Annotated in this window: 10 protein-coding genes, 3 pseudogenes and 1 riboswitch; of the genes and pseudogenes, 8 read left to right on the forward strand and 5 right to left on the reverse strand. The window is 58.7% G+C overall.

The window, feature by feature from the left end; translation table 11 throughout:
- Window positions 1-354 (reverse strand): annotated as a pseudogene (locus NKJ18_RS26975) (transposase); the annotation flags it as partial.
- A 1086-nt stretch (window positions 355-1440) separates the two neighbouring features.
- Between NKJ18_RS26975 and NKJ18_RS26980 the strand changes: the two are divergent.
- The 4 genes and pseudogenes from NKJ18_RS26980 to NKJ18_RS26995 all read left to right on the forward strand — a co-directional run bounded on the left by NKJ18_RS26980 (window position 1441) and on the right by NKJ18_RS26995 (window position 6733).
- Window positions 1441-1590: an iron-sulfur cluster assembly accessory protein gene (locus tag NKJ18_RS26980; protein WP_352552306.1), complete on the forward strand. Its 150-nt coding sequence runs from the start codon at window positions 1441-1443 to the stop codon at window positions 1588-1590.
- A gap of 246 nt (window positions 1591-1836) precedes the next feature.
- Window positions 1837-3141 (forward strand): lysine N(6)-hydroxylase/L-ornithine N(5)-oxygenase family protein, encoded by a 1305-nt coding sequence (locus tag NKJ18_RS26985; RefSeq protein WP_352760643.1) that lies wholly within the window; start codon window positions 1837-1839, stop codon window positions 3139-3141.
- A 507-nt stretch (window positions 3142-3648) separates the two neighbouring features.
- Window positions 3649-4424, forward strand: a pseudogene (locus NKJ18_RS26990) (phytanoyl-CoA dioxygenase family protein).
- A 305-nt stretch (window positions 4425-4729) separates the two neighbouring features.
- Entirely contained in the window at window positions 4730-6733 is a 2004-nt protein-coding gene (locus NKJ18_RS26995) for a class I tRNA ligase family protein (protein ID WP_352760646.1), read from the forward strand.
- 633 nt (window positions 6734-7366) lie between these two features.
- Here the strand turns inward: NKJ18_RS26995 and NKJ18_RS27000 are convergent.
- Window positions 7367-7594, reverse strand: a complete 228-nt coding sequence (locus NKJ18_RS27000; protein ID WP_352760648.1) for a hypothetical protein — start codon at window positions 7592-7594, stop codon at window positions 7367-7369.
- A 371-nt stretch (window positions 7595-7965) separates the two neighbouring features.
- Between NKJ18_RS27000 and NKJ18_RS27005 the strand changes: the two genes are divergently transcribed.
- Window positions 7966-8178, forward strand: a complete 213-nt coding sequence (locus NKJ18_RS27005; RefSeq protein ID WP_023679670.1) for a cold-shock protein — start codon at window positions 7966-7968, stop codon at window positions 8176-8178.
- Window positions 8179-8397: 219 nt separating this feature from the next.
- Here NKJ18_RS27005 and NKJ18_RS27010 read toward each other — a convergent pair whose 3' ends face one another.
- Window positions 8398-8868 (reverse strand): Ros/MucR family transcriptional regulator, encoded by a 471-nt coding sequence (locus tag NKJ18_RS27010; RefSeq protein ID WP_352760651.1) that lies wholly within the window; start codon window positions 8866-8868, stop codon window positions 8398-8400.
- Between the two features lie 398 nt (window positions 8869-9266).
- Between NKJ18_RS27010 and NKJ18_RS33050 the strand changes: the two are divergent.
- Both NKJ18_RS33050 and NKJ18_RS27015 read left to right on the forward strand, forming a co-directional pair.
- Window positions 9267-9906: pseudogene (locus tag NKJ18_RS33050) on the forward strand (transposase); the annotation flags it as partial.
- 159 nt (window positions 9907-10065) lie between these two features.
- Window positions 10066-11034: a glycosyltransferase family 10 domain-containing protein gene (locus NKJ18_RS27015; RefSeq protein WP_352760654.1), complete on the forward strand. Its 969-nt coding sequence runs from the start codon at window positions 10066-10068 to the stop codon at window positions 11032-11034.
- A 137-nt stretch (window positions 11035-11171) separates the two neighbouring features.
- Here the strand turns inward: NKJ18_RS27015 and NKJ18_RS27020 are convergent, their stop codons facing one another.
- Window positions 11172-11525 (reverse strand): hypothetical protein, encoded by a 354-nt coding sequence (locus NKJ18_RS27020; RefSeq protein WP_352760656.1) that lies wholly within the window; start codon window positions 11523-11525, stop codon window positions 11172-11174.
- A gap of 955 nt (window positions 11526-12480) precedes the next feature.
- On the opposite strand from NKJ18_RS27020, the gene NKJ18_RS27025 reads away from it, so the two are divergent.
- Window positions 12481-13536: a cytochrome-c peroxidase gene (locus NKJ18_RS27025; protein ID WP_352760658.1), complete on the forward strand. Its 1056-nt coding sequence runs from the start codon at window positions 12481-12483 to the stop codon at window positions 13534-13536.
- Window positions 13537-13978: 442 nt separating this feature from the next.
- On the opposite strand, the gene metE is transcribed toward NKJ18_RS27025, so the two are convergent.
- Entirely contained in the window at window positions 13979-16330 is a 2352-nt protein-coding gene (gene metE, locus NKJ18_RS27030) for a 5-methyltetrahydropteroyltriglutamate--homocysteine S-methyltransferase (protein ID WP_352760661.1), read from the reverse strand.
- 95 nt (window positions 16331-16425) lie between these two features.
- Window positions 16426-16626: riboswitch (cobalamin riboswitch) on the reverse strand.
- Window positions 16627-16772 lie beyond the last annotated feature (146 nt).

Below are 16772 nucleotides of genomic sequence, written 5' to 3' on the forward strand. Positions count from 1 at the left end.
CGGCGCCCACAAAGGAACAGGCCCGACGCTCCGACAGACCCATGACGGCCTGCAGATGCGCGACGGCTTCGCGCTTGGCGGCGGGCCCTACCATTTTTTTGACAGAAGCTCACGCAGCGCCGAGGCTTCCAGCATCTGATCGGCGAGCAGCTTCTTCAGCTTGGCGTTCTCGTCTTCCAGCGCCTTCAGCCGCTTGGCGTCGGACACGTCCATCCCGCCATACTTCGCCTTCCAATTATACAGCGTCGCCTCCGAGACCCCGTGCTTGCGGGCCAGATCGCCCGCCTTTACACCCGCCTCATGCTCGCGCAGAACCGCAATGATCTGCTCTTCTGTGAACCGCTTTCTCTTCATCAGTCCGTCCTTCGATCAAGGGCCGGACTCTAATCTCAGATGGAGGAAATTCTTAGGGGCAGGTCACGACGCCTAAACTTCCATGGCATGGATGACACGTTATGCAGCGGCCGCCGGGGCGGGAGTTCCTGCGGCATTCGAGTTGACCCCTTCGGGTTTCAAGAAGAGGGTCAGCACCACGAGACCGTGGCTCACAACAGACACCGAGAGATAGACAGGACGGAACGTTCCGAAGACGGATTTTGCGAAGCCACCAAACCAGAGTACTTGAGAGGCCGAGAAGGACATTTCCGGCGCGGCCTCGCGGGATCGACGTGATCGATCTCGCCGCGCGCTCCTGCCGCATCTCCATACTCGTCACGCGGGACGGGCATCAGCACGCCCTTGTAGAGGACAATGACAGGAGCTTGCAGTTGGCTGCTTCAGGCGTCAGCCTCCTGGAACCTGTGCAATTGACATCCTCCGTCTTCTGGCCGCCTGAGGAACTAAACCAACGTCTGAACGGGATGGAGTGTTTGAACGGCCTCCGTTCGACCGGGAAGGCTGCAACCGGGATTCTTTCCGACCGAGCCGCGTCGCTCGCGGTTGCGCCCAGTCTTGAGTGCGCTCGACGGCTTCCTCGCTGGGGCGCCACACCGCGAAATCGGCCTCGCCCTTTTGCGAGCGGTCAACTCGTTTTTCTGATTTCTTTTGACGCCCATATCAAATACTCCTGGTCATCGTGCTAGTGCTAGGAGCCTGACCCGAATCAGACGGATCGTTCGTTTGTGATCCAGGTCAAAGTTGCGCATCCGCCGCGCCTGGCGACGCCTAGAGTGCCATTCAGCTTTTTTGTTTCATTGTAGAAACTGGCTCGGCAGGTGCGTGCGCGCATTGCCGAACTGGAGCGCGATCTCGTGGCGATTACACCTCAGGGGCGCCATCGAGGCGACATCGACGTGCAATCGGGCGCCGCCGTGAGGCGTCCCCCCTCAATGTCGGACTTCCGACAGGATCGTAAATCCGCCAACCCATTGTTTTATAAATTTCCTTCTCTGGCACGGCCCATGCATGGGACTCTGCGAACGCATCAGCGAGACGTCGTCCATGATCATGCGCACCGAAAATGCCGTCGCCGCAGTGAAAACCGCGCTCTCGCCTGCCATCAAGCCGCCGAAAGGCCGGCGCGTCATGGTCGAGGCAGGCGATTGCGCCGGCTTCAAACACCTTAGTGGGCCTGGAAAGCTCCTCGCGTGACGGCGAGGGGGCATCCAGACGGGCGGAAAGGACAAACGTCGTTGCCCCACGTCGCCGGCATGACTCGTCGATTGTCACCGCGCTGGAATGCGCGGGTCTACATGCGAAGACCCGAACGCGCAGGACAAATTCTCGCAAAGCCCGGTCGGGACTAGGGCTCGAAGTCCGTGAGCGGAGGCTAATGCCTATGGCCGATATTCGCCGCGAACAAGCCGCCTAGTGCGAAGACGCTATAGGAGGAAGCAGGTGGAGTTATCTTGCGTTGGGATCGGTGCTGGCCCGTCCAATTTGAGCCTTGCGTGTCAGATACACGAGCAAGTTGGGAAAGGGGCAGTGTTCCTGGATCGGCAGGTCGACTTCCGCTGGCATCCAGGCATCGCATTCGATTCCTCGGAGCTCCAGGTCAGCCACTTCAAGGACCTGGTCACCCTAGTGAATCCGCGATCAGCCTACACTTTCGTAAACTTCCTGCACGAGAACGGGCGTCTGTATCACTTCCTGAACGCACAGTTCGAAGCCGTGCTCAGAGTGGAGTTCGAACAATACCTGAACTGGGTCTTCCACAGGAACCCACTTGTGCGTGGCGGCGAGACAGTGCGCGAAATCCGCTTTGACGGCGAGTTTCAGGTGCGGACGGATAAGGCGGTTCTCGGCGCCAGAAACGTTGTGGTCGGCATTGGCAAGCAGGCGCAAATTCCGCCTCAATTTCAGGGCTGGATTGGACGCAACCTGTTCCACTCATCTGTTTTACTGCACATCCACCCTGAGGTGCGGAGAAAGCATGTCTGCGTGGTCGGCGGAGGCCAGTCGGGAGCCGAGGTGATGTTGCACCTTGTCGGCCTGCCGAACGAACGGCGGCCTGCCTCGATCACTTGGGTCTCGCAGCGCGAAAACTATCTGCCTCTGGACAACAGCCCGTTCACAAACGAGTTGTTCATGCCCTGCTTTTCGGATCGCTTCGCGGCGATGAGCGAGTCGCAGCGTAAGCTGCTCCTGCGGCGTTTCGTGCTTGCTTCGGACGGCATTTCGGAAAGCACGTTGCGCGCGATCTATCAGGCGCTGTACCGCCACGCATTTTTCGAGCCAAACCGATGCGACATCACACTGCGGCCGGGCTGCACCGTCTCGCACTGCATCAACGCCGGACCGGGTCACAGGCTGACCCTGCAGCATGGCATGGACGACGTCGAAGAAGTCACGGCTGACATCGTCATCCTGGCCACCGGTTACGAGAACGCGGTCCCAAGCTTGTTGGAATCGATCATGGGCCGCTTGGAGCAGATCGACAATGAATTAGCTATTCAGGAGGATTTTTCGGTGAGCTGGGACGGACCGTGTGACAGACGCATCTTCGTACAAAATGCGAGCCTCGGGCAGCGCGGCCTGGCCGATCCGAACCTGAGCTTGCTGGCCTGGCGCGCGCGTCGCATCCTCGACAGCCTACTTGGGCGCGCGCCATGCGCGAACCCCGAGCATCCTGGCTTCATCACCCATACCTCGATCGAGAGCTGGCCCGACCCCCCAGCCGAAGAAATGGGCAGCGGGATATGACTCGTCCACTTTTGATCATCAGCGGTCCAGCATACTGGCAACGATGTACGCCTCCGCTACGGCGAAGGCCGGAGTGTCTCCGATGTCACCGCGACCCGACAAGCCCTTTGGCCAAGCGGCGCATCGCATTATTCTGGGGGCGTGCATTTCCCCTGCGGATTTCCAACACCGTACCAGGTCGCTCACTCGAAAGACCGCCGTGGTCTTGGCGGCCATGGCTGGGTCGGCAGGTAGCGGATGGTGCTGGCCTTTGGCGATGCGTGTCGTGGTTGAACCGGGTGAAGCCATTGATCCGGCCCAGTTTACGGAACCCCCGGACCCGGCTGAGTCTGACATGGCAGTCTCGCCCGAGCTTCTGCGGACAATATCCGCCGGAGCGGAACGCACTTAGCATCGCCTCCCTCATCACGTGAGTCCGTCTCCGTGGACCGCAACTTGATCAGCGCCCGACCGCCCTAATCGGCATGTCCAACCCAAAACCAGTCTTTCCAACAGGAGGCTTTTCGCATGTTGACTGATGCACAAAGAGAAAAGTGGCAGAAGGACGGATACGTCAGGCTCGAAAGGTTCTTCGATCCAGCGGCTCAGGAAGATATCTCTACCTTTGTCGAAGATATGTCACGCTGGGTCGTCAGCGATGATAAATTGCTCATTTGGTTCGAGAAAACGAGGGACAATCGAAAGATCACTTCCAAGATGGAGAATTTTCTCGACTTCCATGATCCATTGCGTCGTTTGCTGTTAGAAGATCAGCGCATAAAGTCAGCGGTCGAGGAGTTGCTTGGCGAAGATTCGCGCAGGCTCAAGGAGTTGCTGATTTTCCACTATCCCGACAGCGGCGGCTATCTCCCGCATCAGGACATTTATCACATTCCACACAAACTCCCGGATCGGATGGTCCATGCGGTGGTTGCCATAGGCATCGACGACTCCGACGAGGAAAACGGCGGGCTTTTCTTCAGCCCCGGCAACCACAAGAAGGGGGTGTTTCCCATGGATGCCGGTGGGGTGATCGACCCTCAAGTTGCCGAAAAGTTCTCCTGGGAACCCGTAGTATGGAAGTCTGGCGACATCTTCATCTTCGACGATTACGCACCGCACTACTCACGACCGAACAAAAGCAATCGTTCTCGGCGGACACTCTACTTGGTGTTCCAGCGTGCTTCAACCGGCGGGCCGACCCGCGCTGAATATAACGTGCTTAAGCGCGCCCTTAACCCGCCCGAGGGCAAAGTGGCCGATCTCGACTCAAGCCCCCAAATGGCATCTTCTATCGCGATTGAGCTCACGCAGCCAGGCGGAGGCATGCACACGAAGCTGATCGACCGCTCAAAAATGCGCGGACGGTATGGACGTCTGATTTGCGGGCTCGCGGAGCAGATTGCGGAGGTGGTCGCAGGCGGTCTTCTGTGCGCCTACAGCCCGACTAGTGCCCCCCCCCTTGGTTGCCCGCTTGCCGGTCCAGAGCTGCACTATCCTGGCCGGGCCGCCAACGGGTCGGGCGGCCGTTTCTCTCCACGAATTGCACGGGAGGCTGTTGCGTTGGCAGCCGAAGGTCCCACTGCTTCAACAGCTTAGGTTGGTTGTCATGCGCAAATACACGTTTTCTCGAACGGAACTGTCGCGGGCGTTTGGTATCGACACGGCCAAGCTTGGAACGGGCAGCGCTCGCACGGGGTTTTCATTCGGAAAGGTTGGACCCGGCGTCACATCCGAGCCCCATCGGCACGACGAAATCGAGGCATTCGTGATCCTGTCAGGATCGGGCAATGTCACCACCGACCGGGGGGAAATCTCGGTTGAGGCGGGCGATGTCGTTCTGTTCCACCCTTTTGAAGCGCATGTGCTGCGCAATGACGGAAACAAAGACCTAGATTTCGTCGCTGTCTACTGGCGAGACGGCGAGGCCGCCCTTGATGCCGCTGCAAAGACCACGGCTCCACGCGGCCCAATCTTCGTCTTCTCCACGCCGCCAACGCCAAATGGCGATCTGCATCTGGGGCATCTTTCTGGCCCCTATTTCGGCGCTGATGTCTATACTCGTTTCCTGCGCATGAAAGGAGTCGAGGCCTATCACCTGACCGGAAGCGACGATTACCAGAGCTACGTCGCGACACGCGCCGATGCCGATCAATCGACGCCTGCAAACGTGGCGCGCTACTACGCCGATGAGATTCGCGCCACGCTTGCGCTTCTCGATTGTGAGGTCCACAGCTTCCAAGCCACGATGGGCGATGACGGTTATGGCGAGTTTCAAACCGCCTGTTTCCGCAGTCTTCTGAGCAGCACGGCGATAGATCTACGCCAGAGCCCTGCGCTTTTCGATGCCGTGACAGGCCGTTATCTTTACGAATCGGATGTTGGCGGCCTCTGCCCCGATTGCGGCGGCTCCGCGGGTGGCAACATCTGCGAGGAATGCGGCGCCCCAAACCTTTGCTACGACCTGCGTGCAGCCCAATCACGGCAGTCTGCCGAGGCGCCGCTGGTCGGCTCCGTCCGCCGCGCTGAACTTGCGCTGGACCGATGCTTCGACAATGTCGACCGGCATCTGAGGGCGTCTGGGGTCCCGCTACGGATCTTGGATCTCTTCGCACGCGTACGCCGACGCGGGAAATTTTCAGTGCCCATTACCCACCCCTCGGACTGGGGCCTGCCGGCGGAAGGGTTCCCGGGGCAAGTGATCTGGGTCTGGCCGGAGATGGCCTTCGGTTTTCTTTACAACATCCAGGCGCTCGGCCGCTCGATGGGTCGCGACTGGAAGGCGGAGATACCCGGCAACGACTGGCAGATTGTCCATTTCTTCGGCTTCGACAATTCGTTCTACCACGCGCTACTCTACCCCGCTCTTTACGCCGAGGTCTTCTCCCACTGGACGCCACGCATCCGCTATCACGTCAACGAGTTCTACCTGCTCAACGGCAAGAAATTCTCAACCAGCTGCCGCCATGCGGTCTGGGGCAAGGAGGTTCTGAGCCCAAAGACAGTCGACGTCGTGCGCCTTCATTTGGGCCTGACACGCCCGGAAGGTGAGCGGACGGATTTCACGCTGGACGCGCTGCGCCGCACCGAGAACGAGGTGTTCCAAAGCATCTGGCTGAACTGGCTTGAGGCGTTGAACCAGGAAATCAAGCAGGATTTTGCCGGCCGTGTACCCGATGCAGGCGACTGGAGCCCGGTCGACCGCGCCTTCTTTGCTCGCATAGAGATCTATCGCGCTGCGATGGAGCGCGCCTATTCGGACGAAGGCTTCTCGGTTCGGCGCGCGGCCACTCAGGTCTGCGAATTCGTGCGCGATTGCGTGATCTACCGCAGGGCGCGAGACTTTGCGGCGGCGCGACGTTTCTATCCTGCCCGCAATCGGACTTCGCTAGCCCTTCAGACGACGGCCGCTGCGATCCTGGCACCGACACTCGCTCCGCTGATGCCCCGCTTCGCCAAAACGCTGGCGCGAGGCATCGATGGCGCCTCAACCGAAACATGGCCCCGGTCCGTCCGGCGCCTTGCGCCCGGGACGCGCTTTGATCTCGGACCCGTGTTGGTGTTCTACGCCAAATCCGGCAATCCTCACCTCGATGACGAGGAAACACTATGAGCCCAAAGGTGCACCAGTGAGCTGTCCCCATCTCGACCAGATCCGCGCGGCAATCAAAGCCGACGATGCCAAATATATTGACTCGCTGTCACTGGCGAGGGAAGCCGCTCTGAACGGCAGAGACTAGATTAGCTGACCTGAACCAACGCGTCGTCAAACAACCCTGGCCCGCCCCTTCAAGGACCGCTCGGCCGATCGCTTCCCAGCCCTTGCTGTTCGTGCCGAACCAACCTCTTCGGCATCGGGATTTCCGTCCTCCAGCCGGTCAAGGCTGTCATTCGGTTCAACCCGCTTGGTCAACCTGGCGCGCCCTGGACCGTGCGCCGATCACCAATGTGGATGCGAATGTGATGGTACCTTCGATTCTGTGGCGCGCTGCCGGGGAGGGGTACAGGATGCCCTTCGAAGGCCGCTGCACTGACGGACAGAATTGAGATGTTGTCGCTCCAGCGCTCGCCGTGGGGCATGCAGGCACATTTGTCGCTGCAGGACAGCAGCACGGAAGCTGTCCGCGCTTGCCGTCGTCCCTGGGCACCAAACAGGAGAATTAATAGCAGTCGCGATTGATTTTGCGTAAAATGCCGCCTGGTGCGCTCGGCCGCAAATGCATGCCTGGCGGAGTGGTCGCTTAGGTCAAGAGCATCGCGTGAGTAACAGCCTGACCTTGCTCAATCTGATGTGCGCTAACCGCCTCGCCGGATTGTGGAACTGCTCGCGGGTGGCTTCTACCACAAACAGCAAGGTCATGAAATCAAGCAGGAAGTCGTCAATCGCCTGGGAGATTGTTTCTGACTTGCCGTTGAATTGGTCCAGCAAAACACGCGCGCTATCGATCGCTTCCACGCTGGTGGCATCGATCAACCGCTCGACCCTCTTGAAACAATCCAAATCGAAACTCCTTTATGCGCTTGCCAAGCCGTTATGCTCGAAGGCAGTTCCGTGAACTACCCGGCCTTTGACCTGCGGCACGAGCAGCGGTCGGCCATACGTCCCGCGCTTCCAAACACGAGCCATCGACGTGGCGCTGAGGAGCGTTGGAAGAAATTGGGCGCTTCCGGCCACGCTCGAGCGGTAGTGTAGGACAGTGCTTGCTGGCGACTACGCCCACAATGGAGTGCGCCAGCTGATCGGGGCTTAACAATTTTTCGCTTTTTGCTGCACCCAACTCTCGGCTATGACTCGGACAGGCCTAATGGCCTGCCCACGTTGCGTTGTAAAGAAGGAACAAGTATATGCCGACTGGAACGGTAAAGTGGTTCAATAGCACCAAGGGGTTTGGATTTATCCAGCCCGACAATGGCGGTCCGGATGTTTTCGTCCACATTTCCGCTGTCGAACGCGCGGGCCTCTCGACCCTCGCTGACGGCCAGAAGATCAACTATGAGATCGAGCAGGATCGCCGCACTGGCAAGTCCTCCGCTGGCAGCCTCAGCAAAGCTGGTTGAAATTTTCTCTTGCGTCCTGGCAAGAGTAGGCACGTAGGTCCTTACGGCCGCTCGATGGGAGCGAGCAAAAACTGAGGGCAGCAGATTGCTGCAGGCGTCGCGAATTCCTCATGAAACAAAGTTGTTTGAAAGGAAGGCGGGGTTGGCCCCGCCTTTTTATATGACGCGCAGATTAAGCCGATGGCTGCAACGCTGCAGAACGAATCTCGATTGCCGAAATCAAGCCGCGACCTTCTTGCGGGTTCGCTTCGTCGGCGCAGGCTCCGGCGCTTCCGGCGCCTTCCGTTTGCGGCCGAGCCCCATCGTCTTGGCCAATGACGAGCGCGCCGCGGCGTAGTTCGGCGCGACCATGGGATAATCCGCGGGCAGGCCCCATTTGGCCCGATATCCATCCGGCGTCAGCCCATAGTGGGTCGACAGATGGCGCTTTAGCGATTTGAATTTCTTCCCGTCCTCAAGGGAGATGATGTAGTCCGGTGTCACCGATTTCCTGATCGGGACTGCAGGCGTAAGGGCAACCGGCTCTTGCGCAGAGACACCTCCGGCCGTCGCTCTCAGAGCCGCATGCACTTGGCCGATGAGGGCAGGGAGATCCCCCACCGGGATCGGATTGTTGGAGACATAGGCCGACACGACATCGGCGGCAAGCTCAATGAGGGTGTCGACGTTTTTTCCGGCTTCTTCTGTCATGAAACTCTCCAGGCGGTGAAACATAGTCAGCGAAGCGTCGCTTCATAGGGCCGGTTGCCGCCGAAAGCAACAATGTCTCGACAGCGTTATTGCCAATGCTCGTCCAGAAGCGACATCGATGCGCCATATTTCCCGTCGTGACGCTGAGCCACTCGTTGTTGGCGACGCTGCTGAGGTGCGTGACGCGTCCCGGCTGTAACTTTGCGTCGAACTTGCTAGTAGTCTCGGGCCTAAGCGCGGTATTTTGTCTCGGTATTACTTCTTTGGACTGTGAAATAGAGCGATCGTGATCGCTTGCTGGTGGGCGTCAGGGACGATGGATCAAACGTTCACTGGCAATGGCCAAAGCGACGTAAGTTCATCGCCCGGTGAGCCGCTCTTGCTGGGAACCGCCGCTGGTAAAACCAAGGACATCAATGTATTTCGAGGCCTTTCTTTGCCGGTCCTCGTGAGACGGCAATCGCTGCGGACGACACCTGTTCCACGATATCGAACAGCGCGGCGACACGGGCAGCTTCTCGAATCTGGAGCGGCTTCTCGCAAGCTGGCGCCGCGCCGAGAGGCCGGGCAAGGACAGTGCGTCGCCTGCTTCAATCATACGCGTCAACCAGCCAGCGACGCTGTCCCATACGGAATCCCGCGACCGGCCGTGTGATCTCGCCGGTAGTCGCCCCGGCCCTCTGCACGAAGCCTCGGGATGTGCTGACGATCAACCTGGCCACAAAGGTCGACGTCCTGAAGCAGGGATCACATGAGTTTGCCCCTATGCGCAGGCTTGCCATGCGCTTCCGCGGCATTTTGCGGGGCCTGTGAATTGGGCAAGCTCGACACTTCGATCGACGTGGCGTCAACTCCGGGTTCGTCGCCATCCCGCGTTTCGGTCGGGTCCTACGCCGTGACGTTGACGCCGTTCGCGATGCCATTGAATTACCGCGGAGCAACGGCCAGGCGAAAGGGCTGATCAACCGCCTGGAAGACGATTAAACGTACGATGTAGGCAGAGCGGGCTGCGAACTCCCTAGGGCACGCATGCTGCCACTCAGCCGGCCTGATCACCGCACAAAGCGAGGAAGAACCTGGTCAAGTGCAAAGCGACAATTGCCTCGACAGCGGGTCCCAGAAGGTTTATGCTGCCCAATGTTACCGCAATCCGGAATGGCCATTGAGTACCTTCACGAGTGAGGGAGTGGAACTGCTTTGTCGGCCAAATTGTTGACGGAACGCCCGGCGCCCATTGTTGCTACATGTCTAGATTCTTGGGGCGTTTTGGATGATGCAATCCACCATCTCACTCCAAAGGGCAGTGGAATCTGGAACAATGTCGCTTTTGTTCGCACGACATCCTTCGTGCCCGATTGGCATATCGTCTTTAACTCTGCTTCTCTTTTTGGGCTCCCTGTTGATATCGAGGCGAGCCCAAACAGGACAATTTTTGCAATCGGCGAACCGCCGACGAAAGCTCATCGCGCGTTTCATGAAGGGCAGGGGAAAAATACTATCGTCCTGACGTGTGACGCAGAGCTGGCTGCTCGGCAGAATGCAGCGCGCCGATTCGTTTTGTCTCCACCTATCACTCGGTCTTGGTCTGTAAACAAGACATATGACCAACTTCTGGTCAGCGAAGTCGTGGATAAGCCGCTTCGGCTCTCATGGATTACCAGTGACATCGCCCTGCTCAAAGGACATCGATATCGGCTGGCGTTTCTGGAACGGCTGACAAAGGAGCTCGATTTTGACCTGTTCGGCCGAGGTTTTCGGCTGATTGGAGATAAATGGAACGCACTCGCACCTTACCGTTACAGTATAGCGTTCGAGAATACTCGTGCTGATTACTATTTTACAGAGAAGCTTATGGACTGCTTCGTTGCTGAAACAATGCCGATTTATTACGGCAGCCCGGCAATCACGAGGTTCTTCCCTTCGGACTCTATGGTTCTGATTGACCCAGAGGACAAGAACGTAATCCCAAAAATTCAGGAAATCATCGACTCGGACCTCTGGAAGGAACGTCGCGGCGCAATAAGAGAGGCGAAGCGGTTGGTCCTCGAGAAATACAATACGTTTGCTTATCTCGCGGGCTTCATCGAAAGCGTTCAGGATAAACCCTTACCGCCGGAAATTATACACATCGATTCGCCTGAGGTCGATTTTGGAACAGACGAATGAAGTACTCCAACGCTCGCTTGGCGTGCCCGGCGGTCGGTGGTCTGGCGAGATCGGTACGGAACGCTCGGCGGAGAATGCCTGCTGCGCAGACGGGCCGGCACGGGCGCACGAGGTCATGCGCCCCCGGCTGCCGCTGATCAGACGAACTGGGGAAGGCCAGGAACGGAATTGAGGACCTCGTCCACGAGTTCGTCGCCGGCATGTTCCTTGGCGCAGGCGATCGTCTCGTTGGCGAGGCCGGCGATCTTTGCCATGCTGAGACCCTCACTCATCAATTGCTGGCCGAGCCCCATAAGGCCGCCACCCTCTGGGTCTTTGCCATGATACTTCGCTACTAATTCCGAAGCTCCCGGAATGGCCTCGATCATGCGCGCAACGGGACCGTCGGCCGCGTGGCTTTGCAGGAAACCCAGCATTAACCCAACGGCCTTCTCTGCGACAGCCGGGCCGATGCCGGCACCAGTGGCGATGCGCGGTAAGAATTCTTCCATGCAGGGTCTCTCTCTCTTTAATGAGGTTTACACGGGGCCCGTCCGGCGCCCAGCGCCCTTGGCCGAACCACAATTGAACTCCACAAAAATAGGCCGGCGGAAGTGCTATTGCGCGTAAAACCGCCTCTGTCAACGCAAGCTGCGTCGGACGTGCGTGTTTCGCAAACCGGAGATTCATTCCAATTCACTTCATTTCGCATTGGCAACCGCACAGATTGCGGTGGCTCGCTTATGGGCCAATGCCCCGCGCCCGTCAAATTATGACGACAACGTGGTCATCGCCTAGGATCTGTGGATCAAGGTGTGAGGCACTTACAGTCGGTGGACCTGCTCAAGCGCCGCGCCGACACAAGGGCTAGATTGGCGATACTGCGCGTGTTGGCCATGTCTTTCCTCGCGTGATGGGATGTTCGTAGAAGCGGAGCTATATGCCGGTGTGACGTCGATAAGGCGAACCGGCTATTCCGACAGGACATCCATACTGTCGCATAGACCGTCGCTGCTTAGGTATTGAAATCGCCATCGCTGGTGACATCACAATGTGCAGTCGGCGGGTGTCGACAAGGCCGATTCACGCAATCAGCAGGTCAGGAGGAACGAATGAACCCTGACGTTTCAGAAGCTCACTTTTCGCAAGGCGTGCAGAGCACATCGTGCAAGAGATTGCCAGTCTTGCGGACGCTATCGACTTTCTCAACGATGGCTGGAAGATCGCAGTGACCGATTCTACGAAGCCGCCCTCAGGGCGTGCTTTGATGCATACAAACGGTTGCCGAGCAGGGGTACTCCTCCTCCCTGAAGTCCAATGGAGAAGAGCGATCACTTCCAAAGGCTCCCAGCTCAGCCGCGAAAACAGGTGTCAGACCCCGGTCCTCTCCCTCAGCTGATCTAGCTCAGGGCGTTCATGAGCCGCAGATCGCATAGTGGCTGCGTGCACGACGCAGGAAGACAATTTATGAAAATCCTATTCAGAACGATGGCTGTCACCTTGCTGGCACCCACCGCCTTTGCTGCGGATTCGATCCCCACCGACCTCAGAGATACGGCATTGGCCACCTTCAGGGCTTTGCCATCCACCACGCCGACAGTCGCCAACAACCCGATCACCCCGGAAAAGATTGCTCTCGGCAAGGCACTGTTTTTCGATCCACGCGTCTCGGCGTCAGGCGTCTTGTCGTGCAACTCGTGCCACAACCTGGCCACCGGCGGCGACGACAATCACGAAACCTCGATCGGCCATGGTTGGCAGAAGGGACAGCGCAACGCGCCGACTGTACTGAACGCTGTCTTCAACATCGCTCAGTTCTGGGATGGTCGTGCCGCAGACCTGAAGGCTCAGGCGAAGGGACCGGTCCAAGCCGGCATCGAAATGGCCAATACACCGGACCAAGTCATCGCCACGCTCAAGTCCATGCCGCAATATGTCCAGTGGTTCGATGCAGCTTTTCCGGCTGAAGCCGATCGGGTCACCTTCGACAACTTCGCCAAGGCAATCGAAGCCTTCGAGGCGACACTGGTCACACCGGCCCCGTTCGACAGCTTCCTGAATGGTGATGAGCTTGCCATGACTTCCGAACAGAAACAGGGCCTGGCGCTTTTCATGGACAAAGGCTGCTCGTCCTGCCATGCCGGCATCAACGTTGGTGGGCAAGCCTATTTCCCATTCGGCCTCGTGGAACAGCCCAGCGCCGTGGTCCTGCCGGAAAAAGACAAGGGCCGATTTGCGGTCACCAATGCAGCCGATGACTACTATGTTTTCCGCGTGGCGCCGCTGCGCAACGTTGCACTCACCGCGCCATACTTTCATTCGGGCAAGGTTTGGGATCTGAAACAGGCCGTCGCTATCATGGGGACCACCCAGCTTGGCGTAGTACTGGCGGACGAAGAAGTTGACCTGCTTGTTGCCTTCCTCAACTCGCTGACCGGAGAGGCACCCGAGGTCGCCTATCCCATCTTACCCTCCGAAACGGCGACAACGCCCCGGCCTGTAACGCAGATCTCAGGAAAATAAAGGGCCAGCTGGCTGCGGACGTGGCAATCGACAATGATGCGACTTTTACTTGGACGGACGAATCGCGAGGTCCATTTCCGAATTGGCGGGACGCTAGCAATACCCGAAACCTGCCACCTCGCCCGTCGTCTGCGCGAATCAGCTGGGGAAGCGGACAGACGCGCTGCACCATATATTGTCGCCGCCTGAGCGAACATGCCAAGCAGTCTACTTTGAGAAACGACGTGTGTACGATTTGTTCGAGGCGCGGGGCCTGTATGTTCCCAAGGACCAATACTATAGCGTAGTGTCACATTTATATTTCTGCGGGATGAGGACACGTGCCGAAGGAAAATTGCACATTTTCGCCGTGTGGCTTATTTCCAAGAGTGTGATCGGTTTGGCATATTCCCGGCCGACATCCGCCAGCCGGCAACTCCCCACACGGTGAGGAAGAGAAGCCTCACGCCTGCACTTTCTGCCGGAGCGCGCGTGCTGCCGCGACCATGTTAATGAGGGCAGGGCGGACCTCCTCCCATTTGCGTGTTTTGAGGCCACAGTCCGGGTTTATCCACAGTTGGCCGTCGGACAGTCGCTCGCGGGCAAGCATGACTAAGTCCGAAATCTCGCCGACTTTCGGGACGCGTGGTGAGTGAATATCATAGACGCCGGGACCGATTTCGTTCGGATACTTGGAGTTCGTGAAGGCCTCCAACAGTTCCATCTTCGAGCGCGACGTCTCAATCGAAATGACATCCGCATCCATTCCAGCGATCGCGTGAATGATCTCGTTGAACTCCGAATAGCACATGTGGGTATGAATTTGAGTCGCGTCCTTTACACCCGTTGAAGCGATCCGGAAGCATTCGACAGCCCAGTCGAGATAGACTTTCCAGTCAGATTGGCGCAGTGGCAATCCTTCGCGAAACGCGGCCTCATCGATCTGGACCATCCTTGCGCCGGACCTTTCGAGATCCGTCACTTCGTCGCGGATGGCGAGCGCGATCTGGCGGCAGGCTTCGGAGCGGGGTACGTCGTCGCGAACAAAAGACCAGTTGAGAATGGTGACTGGGCCTGTCAGCATTCCCTTCACGGGCTTTTCCGTAAGCGACTGGGCGAATTGCCACCAGCGCACTGTCATCGGATTGCGCCTCGATACGTCGCCGAAAATGATGGGGGGACGCACGTACCGCGACCCATAGCTTTGTACCCAGGCATGCTGGGTGAAGGCGAAGCCAGACAGCTGCTCGCCGAAATGCTGTACCATGTCGTTTCGCTCGAACTCACCGTGCACCAGCACGTCCAGCCCGATCTCTTCCTGCCAGCGAATTGCAGCCTCGATCTCCTTCCTCAGGAACATCTCGTAGTCGACATAGCTCAGCTGGCCCTTCGCATGAGCGGCCCGCGCCTTGCGTACCTGCGGCGTCTGCGGGAAGGACCCGATGGTCGTCGTCGGGAACGGCGGCAGCCCGAGTGAGCCGGCTTGGACTCTGGAGCGCTCGGCAAAAGCGCTCTCTCGTCGCTTCGCGCTGTCGTCAATGCTAGCGATCCGCCCCTGAACAAGCGGGTCATGGATCCTCGTGGATGTCACGCGCGTGGCGGCAGCCTCGGCAGACGCTTTCAAAGCGCCAGCCACCGCATCTCTGCCTTGGGACAAGGCCCGGGCCAGCAACACCAATTCGTCGGTCTTCTGGGCCGCGAAGGCGAGCCACGAGCTGATGTCGGCGTCGAGTTCCGTCTCCATGCGCAGGTCGATCGGCACATGCAGCATCGAGCAAGAAGGCGCGATCTCGACGCGGTCCAAGGGCCAGCCGGCGACGATCGGTTTGATGCGGTCGAGAATGGCGGGCAGGTTCGCACGCCAGACGTTGCGGCCGTCGATCAAGCCAAGCGAGAGCACCAGATCCTTCGGAGCGAGCCGACCCACCGTTTCCAGCTGCTCGGGAGCGCGCACGAGATCAATATGCAGCCCGGCCAGGGGCAGAGAAACCGTGGTTTCGAGATTGTCTCCCAGATGCCCGAAATACGTAGCCAGCATGATCTTCAGCTCGGGCGCGGCTTTCGACAGCTGGCCATAGGCGAACTCGAACGCAGCTCGTTCGTTGGAGTTCAGATCGAGGACAAGCGCCGGCTCATCGATCTGCACCCAGTCGGCTCCCGACAGCTTCAGCCTCTGCAGGAGTTGCTCGTAAACGGGCAGCAGCCGCGGTAGGAGCGCGATAGGATCGAACCCTTCGGCAGGTGATTTCGCCAGCTTGAGGAAGGTGATGGGGCCAAGGATGACTGGGCGTGTGTGAATGCCGAGAGCTTTGGCCTCGAGGAAGTAATCGACGGGTCTCGTCGACGAGAGGGCGAACGTCTGATCATCATCCAGTTCCGGCACAATGTAGTGGTAGTTTGTGTCAAACCACTTGGTCATTTCCATCGCGGTTACACCGGGCCCATGAGCCGCCTCCTGGTGACCAGCGTATGCACAATCCTCCGTCTGACCCTGGTTGCCGCGCGCCATTGCGAAGTAGATGTCAAGTGGGACCTCGCCGCTATTCCAGCCGTAACGGGAGGGAATGGCGCCGACCATGGCTGCGGTGTCGAGCACATGGTCGTAAAGCGAGAAGTCGTTTGACGGTATTTTCGACACGCCGCGATCGCGCTGCTCTTCCCAGCTAGCGGCACGGAGCGCCTTCGACGTCGTGAGAAGGTCGCCAGCGGACGATTTTCCGGACCAGTAGCTTTCAAGCGCGAATTTCAATTCTCGCCGACGACCGAAGCGCGGCACGCCGAGCGTTGCTACAGGAATTTGCTGAGAGTCAGTCATGTCATACCCCGATGGTTGGGGCGTCGATGACAAGGAAGGCGCTAGCAGGCCGGCACGAACGCCGGGTTGCAGCGGCCACCGAGACACCCCGCCCGTGGACGTAATTCGTCGTGGCAGGTCTCCTGGCTCGCGGGGTCATAGCCTCTACCCCTCTTCCCAAGGCTATTCGCCTCAGTGACATGAGTGGGTTTGGCTCGCCGCTAACAGTTGCGGGGGCAGCGCCGGCATCGCACCGGCTTCCCTCTTAGCTCCGCTGCGGCAGCGCCGTGCGGAGAACCACGACGCGCAGACAATCACAGCAGCCCGCACCTCGTCAATACCGCATAACGAAATGTTTATGTCGTTATGTGGTACGTCCTTTACGTCTTTGTCTGCATTGTGAAATATTCAGTCCGCCCATTGCCGGAGCTGCACCCCTGCCACCGTTGTCCAACTAGCGGAT

The organism is Mesorhizobium sp. M0217 (assembly GCF_040321955.1).
Classification (GTDB): domain Bacteria; phylum Pseudomonadota; class Alphaproteobacteria; order Rhizobiales; family Rhizobiaceae; genus Mesorhizobium.